This is a genomic window from Bradyrhizobium sp. McL0615 (assembly GCF_049993905.1).
Taxonomy (GTDB): domain Bacteria; phylum Pseudomonadota; class Alphaproteobacteria; order Rhizobiales; family Xanthobacteraceae; genus Bradyrhizobium.
The window spans coordinates 2777350-2794558 of record NZ_CP188254.1; the positions used below are offsets into that span (position 1 = coordinate 2777350).

Annotated in this window: 17 protein-coding genes; 5 read left to right on the forward strand and 12 right to left on the reverse strand. The window is 63.7% G+C overall.

The features are described 5' to 3' along the window. Positions 1–57 precede the first annotated feature (57 nt). From ACPPVP_RS13265 to ACPPVP_RS13280, 4 genes are read left to right on the forward strand one after another with little or no spacing between them, the layout of a single operon-like run. The gene (locus tag ACPPVP_RS13265; RefSeq protein WP_426534843.1) at positions 58–1947 is read left to right on the forward strand and encodes an ABC transporter permease; all 1890 of its coding nucleotides are present in this window, start codon (positions 58–60) and stop codon (positions 1945–1947) included. Continuing rightward, the gene (locus ACPPVP_RS13270) at positions 1944–2735 is read left to right on the forward strand and encodes an ABC transporter ATP-binding protein (RefSeq protein WP_426534845.1); all 792 of its coding nucleotides are present in this window, start codon (positions 1944–1946) and stop codon (positions 2733–2735) included. The genes ACPPVP_RS13265 and ACPPVP_RS13270 overlap by 4 nt, the downstream gene beginning before the upstream one ends. Beyond that, on the forward strand, positions 2732–3436 hold the full coding sequence (locus ACPPVP_RS13275) for an ABC transporter ATP-binding protein (protein WP_426534847.1): 705 nt from the start codon (positions 2732–2734) through the stop codon (positions 3434–3436). Before ACPPVP_RS13270 ends, ACPPVP_RS13275 begins: the two co-directional genes overlap by 4 nt. A gap of 33 nt (positions 3437–3469) precedes the next feature. Beyond that, positions 3470–3925, forward strand: coding sequence for a MarR family winged helix-turn-helix transcriptional regulator (locus tag ACPPVP_RS13280; RefSeq protein WP_426534849.1), 456 nt, complete (start codon positions 3470–3472; stop codon positions 3923–3925). A 16-nt stretch (positions 3926–3941) separates the two neighbouring features. On the opposite strand, the gene ACPPVP_RS13285 is transcribed toward ACPPVP_RS13280, so the two are convergent. The 6 genes from ACPPVP_RS13285 to ACPPVP_RS13310 all read right to left on the reverse strand — a co-directional run bounded on the left by ACPPVP_RS13285 (position 3942) and on the right by ACPPVP_RS13310 (position 10581). Continuing rightward, positions 3942–4607, reverse strand: a complete 666-nt coding sequence (locus ACPPVP_RS13285) for a hypothetical protein (protein ID WP_426534851.1) — start codon at positions 4605–4607, stop codon at positions 3942–3944. Beyond that, on the reverse strand, positions 4608–6008 hold the full coding sequence (locus ACPPVP_RS13290) for a selenium-binding protein SBP56-related protein (RefSeq protein WP_426534853.1): 1401 nt from the start codon (positions 6006–6008) through the stop codon (positions 4608–4610). 255 nt (positions 6009–6263) lie between these two features. Beyond that, positions 6264–6689, reverse strand: coding sequence for a DUF4399 domain-containing protein (locus ACPPVP_RS13295; RefSeq protein ID WP_426534855.1), 426 nt, complete (start codon positions 6687–6689; stop codon positions 6264–6266). A gap of 18 nt (positions 6690–6707) precedes the next feature. Beyond that, positions 6708–8312, reverse strand: coding sequence for an SUMF1/EgtB/PvdO family nonheme iron enzyme (locus ACPPVP_RS13300; protein ID WP_426534857.1), 1605 nt, complete (start codon positions 8310–8312; stop codon positions 6708–6710). A 236-nt stretch (positions 8313–8548) separates the two neighbouring features. Beyond that, complete coding sequence (locus ACPPVP_RS13305; protein ID WP_426534859.1) at positions 8549–9238, reverse strand: hypothetical protein; 690 nt, start codon at positions 9236–9238, stop codon at positions 8549–8551. 143 nt (positions 9239–9381) lie between these two features. After that, on the reverse strand, positions 9382–10581 hold the full coding sequence (locus ACPPVP_RS13310) for an amidohydrolase family protein (RefSeq protein ID WP_426534861.1): 1200 nt from the start codon (positions 10579–10581) through the stop codon (positions 9382–9384). 145 nt (positions 10582–10726) lie between these two features. Here ACPPVP_RS13310 and ACPPVP_RS13315 point away from each other — a divergent pair, with 145 nt between their 5' ends. Beyond that, positions 10727–11500, forward strand: a complete 774-nt coding sequence (locus ACPPVP_RS13315) for a ferredoxin--NADP reductase (protein ID WP_426534863.1) — start codon at positions 10727–10729, stop codon at positions 11498–11500. Positions 11501–11661: 161 nt separating this feature from the next. On the opposite strand, the gene soxA is transcribed toward ACPPVP_RS13315, so the two are convergent. The 6 genes from soxA to ACPPVP_RS13345 are packed head-to-tail and all read right to left on the reverse strand — an operon-like array spanning position 11662 to position 17205. Next, positions 11662–12435 carry a sulfur oxidation c-type cytochrome SoxA gene (soxA, locus tag ACPPVP_RS13320; protein ID WP_426534865.1) on the reverse strand — a complete coding sequence of 258 codons (774 nt, stop codon included), beginning with the start codon at positions 12433–12435 and terminating at the stop codon, positions 11662–11664. Further along, positions 12432–12752: a thiosulfate oxidation carrier complex protein SoxZ gene (soxZ, locus tag ACPPVP_RS13325; RefSeq protein WP_426534867.1), complete on the reverse strand. Its 321-nt coding sequence runs from the start codon at positions 12750–12752 to the stop codon at positions 12432–12434. The genes soxA and soxZ overlap by 4 nt, the downstream gene beginning before the upstream one ends. Further along, positions 12752–13231: a SoxY-related AACIE arm protein gene (locus ACPPVP_RS13330; protein ID WP_426534869.1), complete on the reverse strand. Its 480-nt coding sequence runs from the start codon at positions 13229–13231 to the stop codon at positions 12752–12754. The genes soxZ and ACPPVP_RS13330 overlap by 1 nt, the downstream gene beginning before the upstream one ends. Positions 13232–13240: 9 nt before the next feature. Further along, a complete protein-coding gene (gene soxX / locus ACPPVP_RS13335; protein WP_426537828.1) occupies positions 13241–13669 on the reverse strand; it encodes a sulfur oxidation c-type cytochrome SoxX in 429 nt (142 codons plus the stop codon). A 19-nt stretch (positions 13670–13688) separates the two neighbouring features. Further along, positions 13689–14963: an FCSD flavin-binding domain-containing protein gene (locus ACPPVP_RS13340; protein ID WP_426534871.1), complete on the reverse strand. Its 1275-nt coding sequence runs from the start codon at positions 14961–14963 to the stop codon at positions 13689–13691. Positions 14964–15018: 55 nt separating this feature from the next. Next, entirely contained in the window at positions 15019–17205 is a 2187-nt protein-coding gene (locus ACPPVP_RS13345; protein WP_426534873.1) for a molybdopterin cofactor-binding domain-containing protein, read from the reverse strand. Positions 17206–17209: the final 4 nt, after the last annotated feature.

The following is a 17209-nucleotide window of genomic DNA, read 5'->3' on the forward strand; positions in this document are numbered from 1 at the left end:
AGAGGTGACCAAAGCCGCCGACGCAGAGACTAAAGCGACACCCAACCCGGACCGCCCATGGCCTTTTACTTCGTTCAGTTCCTGACCGGCCTCGCCAGCGCGGCGTCGCTGTTTCTGGTCGCGTCGGGGCTGTCGATCATCTTTGGCGTGACGCGGATCGTGAATTTCGCCCATGGCGCGTTTTACATGCTCGGCGCCTATGTCGCGTTCACGCTGACCGAGCGCTTCTCCGGCGCGCTCGGATTCTGGGGCGGCATCGTCGTTGCAGCGCTGGTCGTCGCCGCCGTCGGCGTGCTGGTCGAGATGGTGCTGTTGCGGCGGATCTACCATGCGCCGGAACTGTTTCAGTTGCTCGCGACCTTTGGCCTCACGCTGATGGTCCAGGATATCGTGGTGCTGATCTGGGGCCCGGACGATCTGCTCGGTCGCCGCGCGCCGGGCCTTAAAGGCGCGGTCGATTTCTTCGGCCAGAACATCCCGAGCTATGACCTGTTCCTGATCGCGCTCAGCCCGGTCGTGCTCGGCGGGCTCTGGCTGTTGTTCCAGCGCACGCGCTGGGGCGTGCTGGTGCGCGCGGCGACGCAGGACCGCGACATGGTGGCGGCGCTTGGCGTCAATCAGAAATGGCTGTTCACCAGCGTGTTTGCGCTCGGCGTCTTTCTTGCAGCCCTCGGCGGGGCGCTGCAGATCCCGCGCGATGCGGTGCATCACGCGCTCGACCTGCGCATCATTGTCGACGTGTTCGTGGTGGTGGTGATCGGCGGACTCGGCAGCATCATCGGCGCCTTTGTTGCCGCCGTGCTGGTCTCCGAACTCAACGCCTTCGGCATTCTTATTTTCCCAAAGATCTCCATCATCCTGGTGTTTTTGGTGATGGCGGTCGTGCTGATCGTGCGGCCGTGGGGTCTGTTCGGCAAGCCGCAAGCCGCGGCGCGCCGCACGCCGGGGCTGACCGTCAATCCATGGCGTCCGCTGACCTCGGGAGAGCGGTTGCTGTCGCTAGGCGCGCTGCTCCTTGCGGCGATGCTGCCGCTGTTCGCCGGAAATTACGCACTCACGGTTGGGTCGGAGATCGCGATCTACGTGATCTTCGCCGCCAGCCTGCATTTCCTGATGTCGGTCGGCGGGCTCGCCTCGTTCGGCCACGCCGCCTATTTTGGGCTCGGCGCCTATGGCGTCGCGTTCCTCGCCAAGGCGGCGGGACTGCCGATGATCGTCTCGCTGTTTCTCGGCCCATTGCTGGGCCTGCTGGGCGCCGCCGTGTTCGGCTTCTTCGCCGTGCAATTGTCCGGAGTCTATTTCGCGATGCTGACGCTGGCCTTTGCGCAGATCGTCTGGTCGATCGCGTTCCAGTGGGTCGCGGTGACCGGCGGTGACAACGGCATTTTGGGCGTCTGGCCGGATAAATGGGCCGCCGGCCCGGCCAGTTTTTACTGGCTGTCGCTCGCGATTGCCGCGCTTGCGGTCACGGTGCTGCGGGTGATCGTGTTCTCGCCGTTCGGCTTTGCGTTGCGTGCGACGCGGGACTCACCGCTGCGCAGCGAGGCGATTGGCATCAACGGCAAGCGCGTGCAGTGGACGGCGTTCGTCATTGCCGGCACGGTTGCGGGCATTGGCGGCGCGTTGTTTGCTTATCTGAAGGGGAGCGTCTTCCCCGACAGTCTCGGCATCTCGCTGTCGGTCGATGCACTGGTGATGGTGCTGCTCGGGGGCGTCGAGACGGTTTCCGGCGCGGTCATCGGCGCCATCGTGTTCAAGGCGGCCAACATCTGGCTGGTCAGCCAGACCGACCTCTCAAAACTGGTGCTCGGCGGCTTCATTGTGCTGATGGTGGTGGCGTTTCCGAAAGGTATCGTGGGTACGCTGGAGTCGGTCTGGAATCGCCGGCGATCCTCCGAAGACAAGAAATCCGCGCTTGCTACCTCCCGTGTCGAGGTTGCCGAATGAGCATGGCCCCCACATTGCTATCGGTCGAGAACCTCAGCAAATCATATGGCGGCGTCCACGCCGTGCGCAGCGTGTCGTTCGAACTGCGCGCGGGCGAAATCCTGGCGCTGATCGGCCCCAACGGCGCCGGAAAAAGCACCTGCTTCGACATGCTCAACGGCCAGAACACCCCGGACAGCGGCCGGATCACCCTGCTCGGCGAGGACACCGTGGGCCGGAAGCCGCGCGCGATCTGGCGGCTCGGCGTCGGGCGGACGTTCCAGATCACGGCGACGTTCCCAACCATGACCGTGCGCGAGAACGTGCAGGTCGCGCTGGTCTCGTATGGACGGCAATTGTTCAATCTCTGGGGCTCGACCGCGAGTTACGCGCGCGAGGAGGCCGGCCGGCTGCTCGATCTCGTCGGCATGGGCGCCTATGCCGGGCGTCCGTGCGGTGAGCTTGCCTATGGCGACCTCAAGCGGCTGGAACTCGCCATCGCGCTCGCGAACCAGCCTAAACTTCTGTTGATGGACGAGCCGACCGCCGGCATGGCGCCACGCGAGCGGATCGAACTGATGCGGCTGACCGCGCGCATCGCCCGCGAGCAATCGATCGGCGTGCTGTTCACCGAGCACGACATGGACGTGGTGTTCGAACATGCCGACCGCATCCTGGTTCTGAACCGCGGCAGCCTGATCGCCGAAGGTTCGCCCGCGGAAGTTCGCGGCAACCCGCAGGTGCGCGCCATCTATCTCGGCGAAGGTCTGGTCTATGATGCCCGTCACCGCGAGGGAGCCGGCGCATGAAGCTGCAGGTCGCCGATCTCAACAGTTTTTACGGCCCGGCGCATATCCTGTTCGATATCGCGCTCGAAGTCGGCGAGGGCGAAGTGGTGGCGCTGCTCGGGCGCAACGGTGCCGGCAAATCGACCACGTTCCGTTCCATCGTGGGCCTCGTCGAGAACCGCTCGGGTCGGATCGTGTTCGAAGGCAAGGACGTCTCGCGTGAACCGACGCATGCGATCGTGCGCGGCGGGCTCGGCTACGTGCCGGAGGAACGGCGCATCTTCACCGACCTGACGGTCGAGGAAAACCTCGAAGTCGGCCGCCAGCCGAAGCGGCCCAACGCGCCGCAGTGGACGCGCGAAAAGCTGTTCACGCTGTTTCCCAATCTCGGCGAAATGCGCAACCGCCCCGGCGGCCGCATGAGCGGCGGCGAACAACAGATGTTGACGATTGCGCGAACCCTGATGGGCAATCCGTCGCTGGTGCTGCTCGATGAACCCTCGGAAGGGCTGTCGCCAAAAATCGTCGAGCAGATGGTCGACGCCATCCTCGCGATGAAAAAGGAAGGCGTCAGCATCCTGGTGTCCGAGCAGAACCTGCATTTCGCGCGACTGATTTCGGATCGCGCCTACATCATCGAACGCGGCAAGATCTGCTTCGGTGGCACGATGGCGGAACTCGATGCGCGACCGGACATCCGGGATGCGCATCTGTCGCTGTAAGCGGCAGGGAAGGGACAAGGGCGGGGAGCGCAGATGGCAAGGAGTGTTTCGCCGAAACGAGCCGTCAAGCCGGCGCGGCCGTCCTATATTCTCGACGAGCAGATCGGCTTCATCCTGCGCCAGGTCTGGCAGCGCCACGCCACCATCTTCGCCCGCGAGATCGGCATCAATTTGACGCCGACGCAATGGGCGGCGCTGGCAAAACTGACCGAGACCGGGCCGTGCTCGCAGAACCTGCTGGGACGGCTGACGGCGATGGATGTCGCCACCATCAAGGGCGTGATCGACCGCCTCACCGCGCGCGGGCTGACCGAGACCAGCCCGGATCCCGAAGATGGCCGCCGCCTGCTGGTGAGCCTGACGCGCGCCGGCCAGCAACTCGCCGAGAAGGCGGCGCCGAATGCGCTGGCGATCACGCGGGAGACATTGGCCCCGCTGGATGCGAAGGAGCGCGAGACGTTGATGGCGCTGTTGGACAAGCTGCGCTGAAAGGCCCGCGATCGCGCTAGATCAGGTTGAGCACCAATGCAATGGTGCCCACCAGAATGAGGCTAACGGCCCAAATCGTATCCAGATTGAACCAGCTCTGCGAAATGAACTTGAGGCCGAGATAGCGGTAGGCGAGCCAGGCACAACATCCGCCGGCGGCGATCATCGCGGCGGCATGGACGATGGCGACCAACATGGCCATGCCGAGATTGGCGTTGATTAGTGTGCCGGCAGCAGCATGGCCATTGTCGAGTTCGGCTTCCCGGCAGAGGCCGAGATAGATCGGCACCAGCATCAGTGCTGCGCCATGCGCGAGCGCGACGGCGAACGACCAAAGCCCCAGTTGCGCCGGCGATATCCGCGCCAATGCCCTCGGATGGCGCCGGTCGGCAAGCCGGTAAAGACCGAAGGCGATGACGAGGAGGCTGGCGCCGATCTGGATCGTGCGCTGCCATTCGACGACCGCAACCAGCAGCGCGAAGGGCAGGATCACCAGCAGCATCGCGAGCAGATGGCCGGCTGCGAGTGGCCCAAGCGCTGATACCAGCGCCCGCGGGCTCCTTTCCATTAGTCCAGCCGAAACGGCGAGCGGCCAACCCATGCCCGGGTTAACCCCATGGTAGAGGCCGCTCGCAATGACTGCCAGCCAGAGCCAGGCAGGTGTCCAGCCGGCTGCGCTCATTCAGACCGACGGATAGCAGAACGAATCCGTCGAACAGTCACCGCCGTCGAGCCGGATCTGGTGCGCGCGGTATCCGTCGGGGAAATTGACCCAGTAGTCTTTAGCCAGTTCGAGACCGCCGTCCGGCTTCGCGTTGGCCATCACCATCGCGCCGGGCACGCCATCGGGATAGAACTGGTTGTCCCAGGACGAATACAGTGAATTGGTCCAGTACACCCGTTTGCCGTCGCGGCTGATCTCGACCATCTGCGGACCGCCCGCAAAGACCTTGCCGTTCGGATGCGGCGTACGGCGTGCGATGCCGCCAATATGCACCGAGCCGGCAAGTTTTGGCTTTCGCGGGTCCCTGACATCGTATTGACGCATCTCGCCGGTGGCCCAGCAGGCGACGTAGAGAAATTTGTCGTCCATCGAGAGGTCGATGTCCGTTACCAGCGGCGGAACGGCGCCGAACCCTTGCAGCAGCGGCGGCAGTTGCTCCTTCGGTGCGGGCTCGGGCGGGATCGTCGCCGTCTTCTCGATGTGAAACTTGCCGCCCTCGCGCCACCAGGTCCAGATCGAGCCTTCGAGGTTGGTGGTGTCGACTACGACGCCCAGGAAACCGTATTCGCGAACCGGATCATGCGCGGGCCGCACTTCCAGTGCCATCTGGTGGTTGGCGCCGAGATCGATGGTCTGGACATTGCGCCGCGCGCGCAGATCCCAGAAGTGGATGCGATGGCCGTATTTGTTGGAGAGAAGATCTTCCGGCACGATGCCGTTCTCGAACTGCGGCGGCAATGCCCACTCGCTCGTCACCATGTAGTCGCGCGGCAGGTTCCACCAGAAGTCATAATGCAGCGTCTGCGGGCCGCGATCGAGCTCCCACCGTCCGAGCACCTCGAACGTCTCGCAATCCATGATGAAGACGCCGGGCGGTCCATCGGTGCCGTTCTTGCCGCCACCGCCGAGCGTAGAGATGTAAATGCCTTCCGGCCCGCAATGAACGGTGTGGGGTCGCGAGTATCCGGTCTTTTTGAAGATTTCCTCCGGCTCGATGATCTTGTGGATGGCCGCCTTGGTGGGGTTCGGCTTGGTATCGACAATGTAGATGCGGGATGACCGCAGGCCGGGGATAATGAGATAGCGGCGTTCGAGGAAGGCGTGTCCGGTCAGCGGAGATAGCGACGACGAGCAGGCGTTCCAGCCGAAATGGTGAAATTCGTCGCCCTTGTTCGGCATCGTCACGGTGTGAACGATCTGACTATAACTCTGGGAGTTCGGATTGACGTCGATAACGGCAAGCGCGTCCGGCTTCGAGAAGTCCGGGCTGAGCAGCACGGCGTAAGCGAAGCTCTCCGGCGGAGCTTCCATGGCAAGCTTTGGCGAAGCGTGAAACGTGGGGTCGGGCCGAATGTTCATCGTACTGCCTCCCTGTTTGCCTCGACGGACAGCAACACGGCTCGGCGGCATGTAGCAGCAAGAAATCACCCGGCGCGTTGAGTTCTTCTTTGAGCGTGCTGCCGGCCGGGGTTTGCCCGTCGACCATACACCGCAATACCGCCGGCGAAAATAACGATGGTGCGACCGATCCGCGCGACGAAATGAGCGCGGGATCTCGCTGATGTGACTGGACAAGTTGCGCGGGGCGGTGGCGCCGACGGCGGGATCTCGGCGCTATCTGACCGTGATGTTAATTTTCTGCGAGACCACTGGAGGATTGAACGGAAAGTGGTCGGCGTCTCCGAGCACGAGCTGAAGCGTGTGCTTGCCCGGTGGAAGCTCGATGCGCGCTTCGGTCTGGCCTGCGCCAAAATGAAGGTGCGATTTATCCTGCGGAAGCGGCTCATTGGGATTGAGCGGCTCATTCACGTCGATCAGAAGGTGATGATGTCCGCTGTTGGGGTAGCTGTCGCCGGCGTGGGTCACGCCCATGTTGCGCAGGCCGAAGCGGCACCAGAATCCGCCTTTGATGACCGCTCCGTTCTGCGGCCACACGAAATAGAGCAGAACATCCTTCGGCGCAGGCTTTCCCTGCGCATGTGCGGCGAAGGGCAGGCAAGTGAGCGCCACCAACAGAGCGATCCACCGCATGACCTTCATGACTGCCTCTCAACGCCCTCAAGGAGAAAGTGCGACGCGAAACCCATGGGTGGGATAGCGCACGTTGGTGTCGTAGCTGCCGCGGTTTGATGTCCGGGCGTAGTTCTGGTCCTTCCGCCAGGAGCCGGAACGGATGACATGCGCGGAGCATTCGTTCTCGCTCCACGCGGATCCGTCCACTGGTGCGCCCTGATAATTTTTGTGCCAGCAGTCCTCGACCCATTGATCGACGGCGCCGCCCATATCGAACAGCCCAAATGGATTTGGCTTCAGGCTGCCGACCTTGACGGGCTGGTCGGCGATCAAAATGTCGCTGCAGTTCTTGCAATTGACCATGCCGGGCTGAAACTGGTCGCCCCACCAATATCTGGTCTGCGTGCCGCCGCGCGCGGCATATTCCCACTCGGCTTCGCTCGGCAGCCGATACGGCTTGCGGGTGGTCTCCGCGAGCCAGGCGACATATTGCTTTGCGTCGCTCCAGCTCACGTTTGCAACAGGCGCATCGTCCTTTCCGGTCGCCGTAAATCCGCAGGCCTTTGCGGCGGCGCATGCGTTCCATTCTCGTACCGAGACAGGAAACTTCCCCATCGCAAACGGCTTGACCGTTACCTGACGAACCGGCTTTTCCGAAACGTCCTCGTTGCTGCCCATCGCGAAGCTGCCGCCCCGCAGCGCAACCATCTCGGGATCTCTAATCGACGCGGCCGCCGGCGTGGCTGGTTGAGCCGCAGGCGTGGCGGGAGAGGGAGAGGCGGACGGGGGTAGTGGCGCGGCCTGTTTGACTAAAGGAGACGGCTCAGGCTTGGGCGCAGCCTGTTGCTGCGTCGGCGCCACTGTCGGCACAGGCTGGTCGGGCGGCGCCGGTCGTTTTGCGGCCGGCGCCTTCTGCACTTCAGCCGCAGGTGAAATCGGCGCGGAAGCCAGATTTGGCAACTTGCCGGTTTGCACGAGCATGTACCAGAGCGCGCCGCCCGCAATGAACAGCAGCGCCAGGCTCAGCAAAAAGATCAGAACGCCTTCGCGGCGCTTCCGGTTTTGCTGAAGCGCCGCCGGGTCGGAGAGCACGCGATAGACCCGCACCGGATCGGTGATGTTCTTGACATGGCGATCACCGAGCGACTCGTATCCGCAAACCAGCTTGTGCTTGATCTGTTCATAGATGCCGCCGGAGATAAAAACTTCGCCGGGCTGGGCGATGCCTTCAAGCCGCGTGGCAATGTTGACGCCGTCGCCGTAAACGTCGTCGGTTTCGATGATGACATCGCCAAGATTGACGCCAATGCGATACTCGATCCAATGATGCTTCGGCAATGCCGCGTTGCGCCCCACCAGATTTTGCTGGATCACGATGCTGCAGCGGACGGCTTCGACGGGACTGTCGAAGATCGCAATGAACCCGTCGCCGGTGGTTTTAACCAACCTGCCGTGATGTTCGACGATGCTGGGTTCGATGAGCTCGCGCTCGATGCGCTTGACACGGTTGTGCGTGCCTTCCTCGTCGATCTGCATCAGGCGGCTGTAACCGGAGATATCGCCTGCCACGATGGCCGCAAGGCGGCGCGGCATTGGTTCGCGCGGTGGCGCGCCAAAGCGGCCTGACTTGATATCGCGAATCTGCGCCATGGCTCGGATTGTTCCAGGAGCTGTAAACGACAGCGTGCGGCTAACAATCTTCCCAGTGCGTCCTCAGGCTACCATAGTGACTGAGGGCGGCAAGCAACCGTGCGTGGGTTCCACTTTGTGGTACCCGCGCAGCGGCGCTCACGAGAATAAGTCACCCAGCTCCTCTCAAGGTTCAACGAGGGGGCGCGAACTTCAGCCTTGGAACCCGGCAGCCGAGCCGGGGCAGCAGCCCTGGGTCAATCCTGTCCCGGCCATTTGGCGCGATAGCGAATTTCGCTGCCGTCGATATTCGGTTGCCATGGCCCCGGCTCGGAGGCATGCGGGGCCTTGGCTGACAGGGCGATGCGGTAGAGCCGATCGGGTTGGCCGTCGATCTTGACCTCCAACTGCCGATGCGAGGTTCGGAACGCCAGTTCGACGTCGCCCGCGATCACCGGCCTGCCGCCGTCATTACGAAACTGGTTGAAGCGTGGCTCACCCGGCATGCGGTTGATGTCGGTCTGCAACTCGATCGCGATGTCACGGACAGAATTCGGCAATGCGGTTCCGGCGGGGAGGCGAACCTCGAAGACTAGAAGCGGATTGGCAGCGTTAGGATTGAGCCAGGGCGTCGCGGTCGTGACGGCGTAAACATAGTAGGCGGTGCCGGCCGCGATGCAAAACCCGACGACAACGCCGAGTGCCTTCAGGCTGTTACGGAAAAGTGTGCCGGTATTTTCTCCGCCGCGCAGCCGCCTCGCCAGCGTCGTGCCGAGGACGAGACCCGCGATCGCGCCAAGCGGTGCGAGCACCAGCAGCACCAGAATGCCGGATGTGATGGGGTCGGCCCGGTTGCCGAAGCCGACCAGCTCCAGGATCAGCAAGGTGGCAATAAAGCCCACGACCGCGCCAACCACCCCGCCGGCGACTTGCAACGAATTTTTCAAGTATTCCTCGATGACCAGAGCCCGCAAACCGCCACCAAGGCAGCCCGGTTTTGTCGAGGCTCGCCGGCAATTCGTTCACCGCTTTCGAGGCTTAACGCAATTTTTCGGATGCATCTGGCGCGATGGTGCCAGGTCTGGCGGTATCAATGCCCGATGATGATCTCCGGCACCTTGCCCGCCGGTGGCGTGTTGCGGCTGCGCTGGGTGCGGACGATGCCGTCGATGATGGTCATGCCGATGCCGGGCAGGTCGCCGAGTTGCACGCTTTCGAGGATGTTCTTGCCGGGCGAGTGCTGCGCCTTGTCCATTAGGACGAAATCGGCAGAGCGGCCGACTTCGATGATGCCGCAATCGAGCTCCCGCATGCGGGCGGTATTGCCGGTGGCAAGACAGAAGGCGAGTTCGGCGGGCAGGTCGCCGAGCGAGGACAGCATCGAGACCATACGCAAAATGCCGAGCGGTTGCACGCCGGAGCCGGCCGGCGCATCGGTGCCGAGGATGACGCGGTTGAGATCACCCATTTCGCGCGCGATGCGCAGCGTGAACAGTGCCGAACGCTCGTTGCCGTTGTGAACCAGTTCCAGCCCGCGCTTGCAGCCCTCGCAGATGCAGCGGATCTGGTCGTCGGGTAGCGCCGTGTGGCCGCCGTTGATATGGCCGACGACATCGGTGTCGGCTTCCAGCACCACGTCCTTGTCGATCAGGCCGGATCCGGGAATGGAAGGTCCGCCGGTGTGGATCGTGCTCTGGATCCCGTATTTGCGCGCCCATCCGACCATTTTCCGCGCGGTAGGGCCGTCCTTGACGCCGCCGAGGCCGACTTCGCCGAGCAGTTTGACGCCGGCCGCGGCCAATTCCTTGAAATCGTCCTCGACCATTTCGCATTCGATCACCGGCGCGCCAGCGTGAACCTTCACGCCGCCCGGGCGAAGCGTCCAGAACGCACGCTGCGCAAAGATCGCCATCGCCTTCAACCCGACGACATCGCGGGGACGGCCGGGCATATGGACCTCGCCCGCGGAAATCATGGTGGTGACGCCGCCATGGAGGTAGCTGTCGATCCAGCCGATCTGGTTCTGCCGCGGCGTCCAGTCGCCGGCGACGGGATGGACGTGGCTGTCGATCAGGCCCGGCGCGACGGTGGTGCCGTTGGCATCAACAACGGTGGTGGCGCCCTCGGTGTTGACGTCCTTGAAGCGGCCGATGGCTGTGATCTTGCCGTTCTCGGCCACGATCGTATCGCCGTCCAGGATCGGCTTCTCCAAGGCCCCCGACAACAGCAGCCCGATATTGCGGATCACCAGCTTGCTGGGACCGGTTGCCTGGGGTGCGTCGTGGGCCATGGTTTTTCCTTTTGGTTCAATGCCTTCGCCGGACATTCTGCCCGGCTTGACGATCGGATCAAGCTGGATTATTCATTTGTATACGAACAATCGTATACGAATGATTGAGCCGGTCAATCCGGCGTGCAGGTCAGGGAACGGTGCGATGAGCAATTTCAACCAGGAAAGCGTGCTGAGTGTCCATCACTGGACCGATACGCTGTTCAGCTTCACCACCACGCGCGATCCCTCGTTTCGTTTCAGGAACGGCGAGTTCACCATGATCGGGCTGAAGGTCGGTGAGAAGCCGCTGCTCCGTGCCTACTCGGTCGCCAGCGCCAATTACGAGGACCGGCTCGAATTCTTCTCGATCAAGGTACCGGACGGCCCGCTGACCTCGCGCCTCCAGCACCTGAAGCAGGGCGATGAGATCATCGTCAGCCGCAAGGCTACCGGCACGCTGGTGATCGACAACCTCGAGGACGGCCGCAACCTCTATCTGATCGGCACCGGCACCGGCCTGGCGCCGTTTCTTTCCGTGATCAAGGATCCCGAGACCTATGAGCGGTTCGAGAAGGTGGTGCTGCTGCACGGCTGCCGCCGCGTCAAGGAACTCGCCTACGGCGAGATGATCACGGAAAAGCTGCCGAACGACGAACTGATCGGCGAATACATCCGCAACCAGCTGGTCTACTACCCGACCGTGACCCGCGACCCCTTCCGCAACCGTGGCCGCATCACCGACCTGATCAATTCAGGCAAGCTGTTCGCCGATATCGGGCTCGCCTCGCTCGACCCCGCCTATGACCGCGTCATGATCTGCGGTAGCCCGGCGCTGGTGACCGACACGCGGACTTTGCTCAACGGAAAGGGATTCGTCGAAGGCAATCACGGCGAGCCGGCGCAGTTCGTGGTCGAGAAGGCGTTCGCGGAGCGGTAGCTGCCGGACCCTCATGGTGAGGAGCGCGGAACGCGCGTCTCCGGACGATGCTCCGCATCGCCGGGCGAACCATGAGGGCCACAGACGGGCCTGCATCCTTCGAGACGCGCGTTCCGCGCTCCTCAGGATGAGGAAGACAGATTGTGCCTAGCCGCGCATCCCTAAGGCCGCACCGCCGGCGCTTCCAGCGGCATGCCCCGCGCCCGCGACATCAGATATAGCTCCAGTTCGACCAGTTCCGTCGCGCCGTAGTCATAGGGCTGCGCCCGGATACCCGTGATGCAAGCGCGCAGTCGCCGCTGCAGCGATCCCAGCGACTGCCATTCCAGCCGGTAGAGCGGGTAACCCGTCGGGTGTCCTTGCGTGATCGCCGATCCCGCTAGCCGCTTGTCCCAATTATCGTCATGGCAATTGGCGCAGCCGAGATTGAGCTGGCCCTGCCGCTGCATATAGAGCTCACGTCCTCTGGCGATGAACGGCGCTAGCCGCGGGTCGGCGCCGGTTTCGATCGCAGCACCTTGCGACTGCCTTGCGACAAAGGCCGTGAGCGCCAGCAACTCGCGGCCCTCGAAGGGCAACGGCGTCGCCTGCTGCTGGTTGGTCCGGCATGAATTGATGCGCTGCTCAAGATCGACAGGGCGGCCGATGGCCTTGTCGAAGGCGGGGTAGCGCGCGGCGACGCCCTTCATGCTGGTGCGGGCATCGTGGTGGCAATCGGCGCAGGCCTTGTTGGCGGCACCAGCCTTGCGCTTCCAAAGCGCCTCGCCGTCGAGCACCCAGAGCATGCCGGGATTGGCGGTATCCTCGTCCTGCATCGCTTTGGTTTCCGGCTTCATGAAGTCGTAGCCGGAGCGGCGGTCGGCTTGCGGGATTTCGGCGGCGAACGCAAAGCCTGCGATCAGCAGCGCAACGGCTATGGCGCCGGCAAATCTCATTCGACCGTGATCGAAGCGGACGCGGTTTCGGCAAACCCCTGGTCGCCGATCCATTCGAACTCGAACTTGCCGCTCTCGGTCGCGGTGGTGAAGAAGGTGATGAAGGGGTTGGCGGCAATCGCCGGAAACAGGTCGGCGCGGAAAATCTCTGACCCGTTGAAGCGGCACGTAAAGCTCGTGATGATGTCACGTGGAACGAGTTCGCCCGACGCAATATGGCGATAGCCGGTTTCCATGATGTGCGACATCAGGGTCTTGATCTCGATAATGTCGCCACGTTTGGCTTTCGCCGGAACGTTGATCAGGGCTGAAGCCATCAGATCACCTCCTCGGTGCAGGCGGCGAGCGTCACCACGACATCGACGCTGGCCGACCAGAACGAGCCGTCCGAGAGCTTTGCGATCGCGACGATCTTCTGGCTGTCGGCAAGGCGGATGCGGGTCGAAACCTGCGCGCGGCCGTTATGCGGGCCGAAATGGAAATTGGCGATGTTTGCTTGCGGATTCTTTTCGTTGAAGACGTGGATGCTGCGGACGTGATCCTCCGGGGCCATCGGGTGGTTGACGCTGACCGTCATCGGTACGGTGTTGCCGTTCTCGACCAGCGGCGGGATGTCGAGCTTGACCTTGCCGGCGCGGACCGTCGCGCCGCCGGTGACGCTCTGGATGGCGGAGGCCAGCATCGCCGGCGTCGCCTCCGCTGGGCGAACGATCACGACCGGGAGCGCGCCGAGCACGGCTGCGCCACCGGCGAGGCCGAGGAACTGGCGGCGTGATGAATTTGGCGGTTGCTGCATCATTGCTTCCTATTCGCGCAGGCTTCCGAGATACGCCACGATATCCTCGATCTGTTCGGCCGACAGGATCGGCTTGCCGCGCCACAGCGTCCCGACGCGATCGAGGCCGTCCACGCGGTAATAGGACGGCATGATGGTCGCGGCATTGAGACGGGAGGCGTCCACCAGCCGCAGCCGAAGCTGGCCCTCGGACCAGCGGCTGCCGGAACCGGAAAGATCAGGCGCCAAGTCGCCCTGGAACCTCTGTTCGGGAAATGGGCCGCTGTGGCAGAGGATGCAAGTGCTGGAACGTTCCACGACGAGGGCTCGCCCGCGTGCCTTGTCGCCGGCCATGCCCGTCAGCGACTGAGGAATGGCATCGCCGACGACGATATAGGGCGGCAAGGCCTGCGCGCGGGCCGGGCCGGGCAGCGCGAGTAACGGTCCCGCGAGCAGCATCCCGATATGGCTTCTCGATTTAGCCAAAGGTTTCCACCGTAATCGTCCTGAACCAGGTTTCCGCCGCCTCGGCCTCGCGCTGGCGCACCGCGCGTGGAGCGTTTACCGGGCTCGTCGCGCCCTCGACCTCGGCGAACTGGCCGTCCTTTGGTTGATAGACGCCCGACAACGAGAAGGCATAGCCCGGCGCGACGGTGTTGTAGCAGGCGCCGCTCAGCCGCGGCGTTTCGGGCGCCTTGTCCGATAGCATGGCGACGATGCTGGCTGCGCACGCCTTGCCTTGCGCGCTTGCGGCGGACGCGGCCTTCGGGATTTGGCCGGCGATGCAGGCGTCGCCGATAACGTGAACATGGGGCGCAAGTTTCGAGGCAAAGGTGGTCGGATCGATCGGGCACCAGCCGGTATTGTCGGCGGCGCCGGCGAGTTCGGCGATACGGCCGGCTCTCTGCGGCGGGATCACGCTGGCGACATCAGCGACATAGTTGCCGAAGTCGGTGATGATGGTGCCGGTCGCGGGATCGACCGAGATCGCGCGTCCGCCCTGCGATAGCGCGATCCGCTCGATCATGCCCGGATAAAGCTCTTTCCATGCGGCCTCGAACAGCCTTTGCTGCGAAAAGCCGTCCTTGGCGTCGAGGATCAGGACTTTTGACCGCGGCTTTCGCGTTTTCAGGTAATGCGCGATCAGGCTGGCGCGCTCGTAAGGCGCGGGCGGACAGCGCAGGGGAGCCGCAGGCACCGCGATCACCACCGTGCCGCCGTCCTCCATGGCTTCGATCTGCCGCCGCAGCAGCATGGTCTGCTCGCCGGCCTTCCACGCATGCGGCATCCTGGCGGATGCGGCTTCGTCATAGCCGGGCAGGGCGTCGAAGCGCAGGTCGATGCCAGGCGACAGCACCAGGCGGTCGTAGCCCAGCGAATTCCCGTCGGCCAAGGTGACCGCGCGCTTCTGCGGGTCGACCTTCGCGGCGGATTGCTGAATGACCGTCACGCCGCTTGCGGCAATCTTGTCGTAGGTGAATTGCTGCGCCGGCAGTTCACGCATGCCCGCGATCACCTCGTTACTGAACGGGCAGGCGGTAAAGGTTTGATTTGGTTCGATCAGGCTCACTTGAAGTTTTGCATCGAGTTGCCGTAGCGCCCGCACGCAGCTCGCACCGCCGAAGCCGCCGCCGATCACGACGATATGGGCCGCGCCTTGCGCCAATGCCGGACAGGGCATGCTGGCGACCGCCGCAGACGCAGCGATGCCGCGAGCGACATCCCTGCGCGTCATCGGGCGCGTGGTATTCATGGCGGTGATCCGGAAAAAGGGGCGGCGGCCGGAACGAGGCCGCCGCCCGCTATTGTCAGGCAAACGTGATGTTCTGGTCCCGCAACGGGATCGAACGGATGCGTTTGCCGGTGGCGGCGAAGTAGGCGTTGAGCACCGCGGGCGCCGCGACGCCGATGGTCGGCTCGCCGACGCCGCCCCAGAAGCCGCCGCTCGGCACCATGACCGACTCCACCTTGGGCATCGCGGCAATGCGCATGGAATCGTAGGTGTCGAAGTTGGTCTGCTCGATCTTGCCGTCCTTCACCGTGCAGCCGCCGTAGAACAAAGCGGACAGGCCATAGACAAAGGAGCCCGCGATCTGCCGCTCGATCTGCGCCGGGTTGACGACATAACCCGGATCTGTCGAGGCAACGATGCGATGCACCTTGATCTTGCTGCCCTCGGTGACGGAGATTTCGGCGGCACCCGCGACATAGCTGCCGTAGCCCATCACCTGCGCGATCCCGCGATAGACGCCTTTCGGCGCGGGCGTGGTCCAGCCGATCTTCTCGGCCACGGCATTGAGCACGGCAAGATGCTTCGGATGCTTGCTCATCAGCTTGCGGCGGAATTCCAGCGGGTCCTGACCTGCGGCATTCGCCAGCTCATCCATGAAGCATTCGAGATAGATCGCGTTGTGATTGACGTTGACGCCGCGCCAGAAGCCGGGCGGGACGTGCGGGTTGCGCATGGCATGCTCGACCAGGAGGTTCGGCACCGAATAGCCGATCGCAGCTTCGCCCGTGGCAGCAAGGCCCTGGAAGGCGGCGGGATCCTTGCCGTTTTCCAGCGCTGCCGGGCGCACCGCGAACAGGATCGACTGCCCCGACAATCTCACATGCAACGCCGTGAGATTGTTGTCGGCATCGAAGGCCCCGGTCAGCTTGCACTGCGTGACCGGATGGTACCTGCCGTGCAGCATGTCCTCTTCGCGCGACCACAGCAGCTTGACGGGTGTGCCCGGCATCTCCTTGGCGATCAGCACGGCCTGCCGGACATAGTCCGTCATGCCGCGGCGACCGAAGCCGCCACCCAGCATCAGCTTGTGCACCTCGCATTTTTCAGCCGGCAGGCCCGATGCTTCCAGCGTGGCGGCGAATGCCGCTTCGCCGTTCTGCGTGCCGCACCAGACCTCGCATTTGTCCGCGGTATAGACCGCGGTCGCGTTGAGCGGCTCCATGGTGGCGTGGTTCTGGTAGGGATAGTTGTACACCGCCTCGATCTTCTTGGCGGCGCCTGCGATCGCGGCCTTGGCGTCGCCGTTCTGGCTGCCGACATAAGCCGGCTGGGCATTGTCGAGGCCTTCGGCCAGCCATTTGGCGATCGACTCGCTGGAGACTTTGGCGTTCTCGCCTTCGTCCCAGACGATCGGCAGCGCATCGAGCGCGGTCTTGGCGTGCCACCATGTGTCGGCGACGACCGCGACCGCGCTGTCGCCGACCTTCACCACCTTCTTGACGCCCTTCATGCCGGCGATCTTGGCTTCGTCGTAGCTCTTCAGCTTGCCGCCGAAGACGGGGCAATCCTTGATCGTGGCGTTGAGCATGCCGGGCAGCTTGACGTCGGCGCCGTAGATCATCGCGCCCGTGGTCTTGTCGACGGTGTCGAGCCGCTTGACGCCCTTGCCGATGATCTTCCAGTCCTTGGGATCCTTCAGCTTGACGTCCGCCGGCGGTTCGAGCTTGGCGGCGGCCTCCACCACCTTGCCGTAGGTCGTGGTCTTGCCCGACGGTGTGTGGGTGATGACGCTGTTGGCGACGGTGCATTCCGAGGCAGGAACCTTCCACTCGTTGGCGGCCGCCTGGATCAGCATCACCCGCGCGGTGGCGCCGCCCTTGCGGACATATTCCTGGCTGGTGCGAATGCCGCGGCTGCCCCCGGTCGAGAAATCGCCCCAGGCGCGCTTGCGTGCGACACTTTGTCCGGGAGTCGGGTATTCGGTGACGACCTTCGACCAGTCGCATTCGAGCTCTTCGGCGACCAGTTGGGCGAGGCCGGTGAGGGTGCCCTGACCCATTTCCGAGCGGGCAATGCGAACCACGGTCGTATTGTCGGGGCGGATCACCACCCAGACATTGACCTCGGGCGAGCCATCGGCGGCGCGGACCACGGTCGGTCCGCCGAAGGGAATATCGAGGCCGATCGCGAGGCCGGCGCCGGCGGCAGCCGTGCCGATCACAAAACCGCGGCGGGTGAGTTTGGGCATGACGTGCTTGTTCATGGCA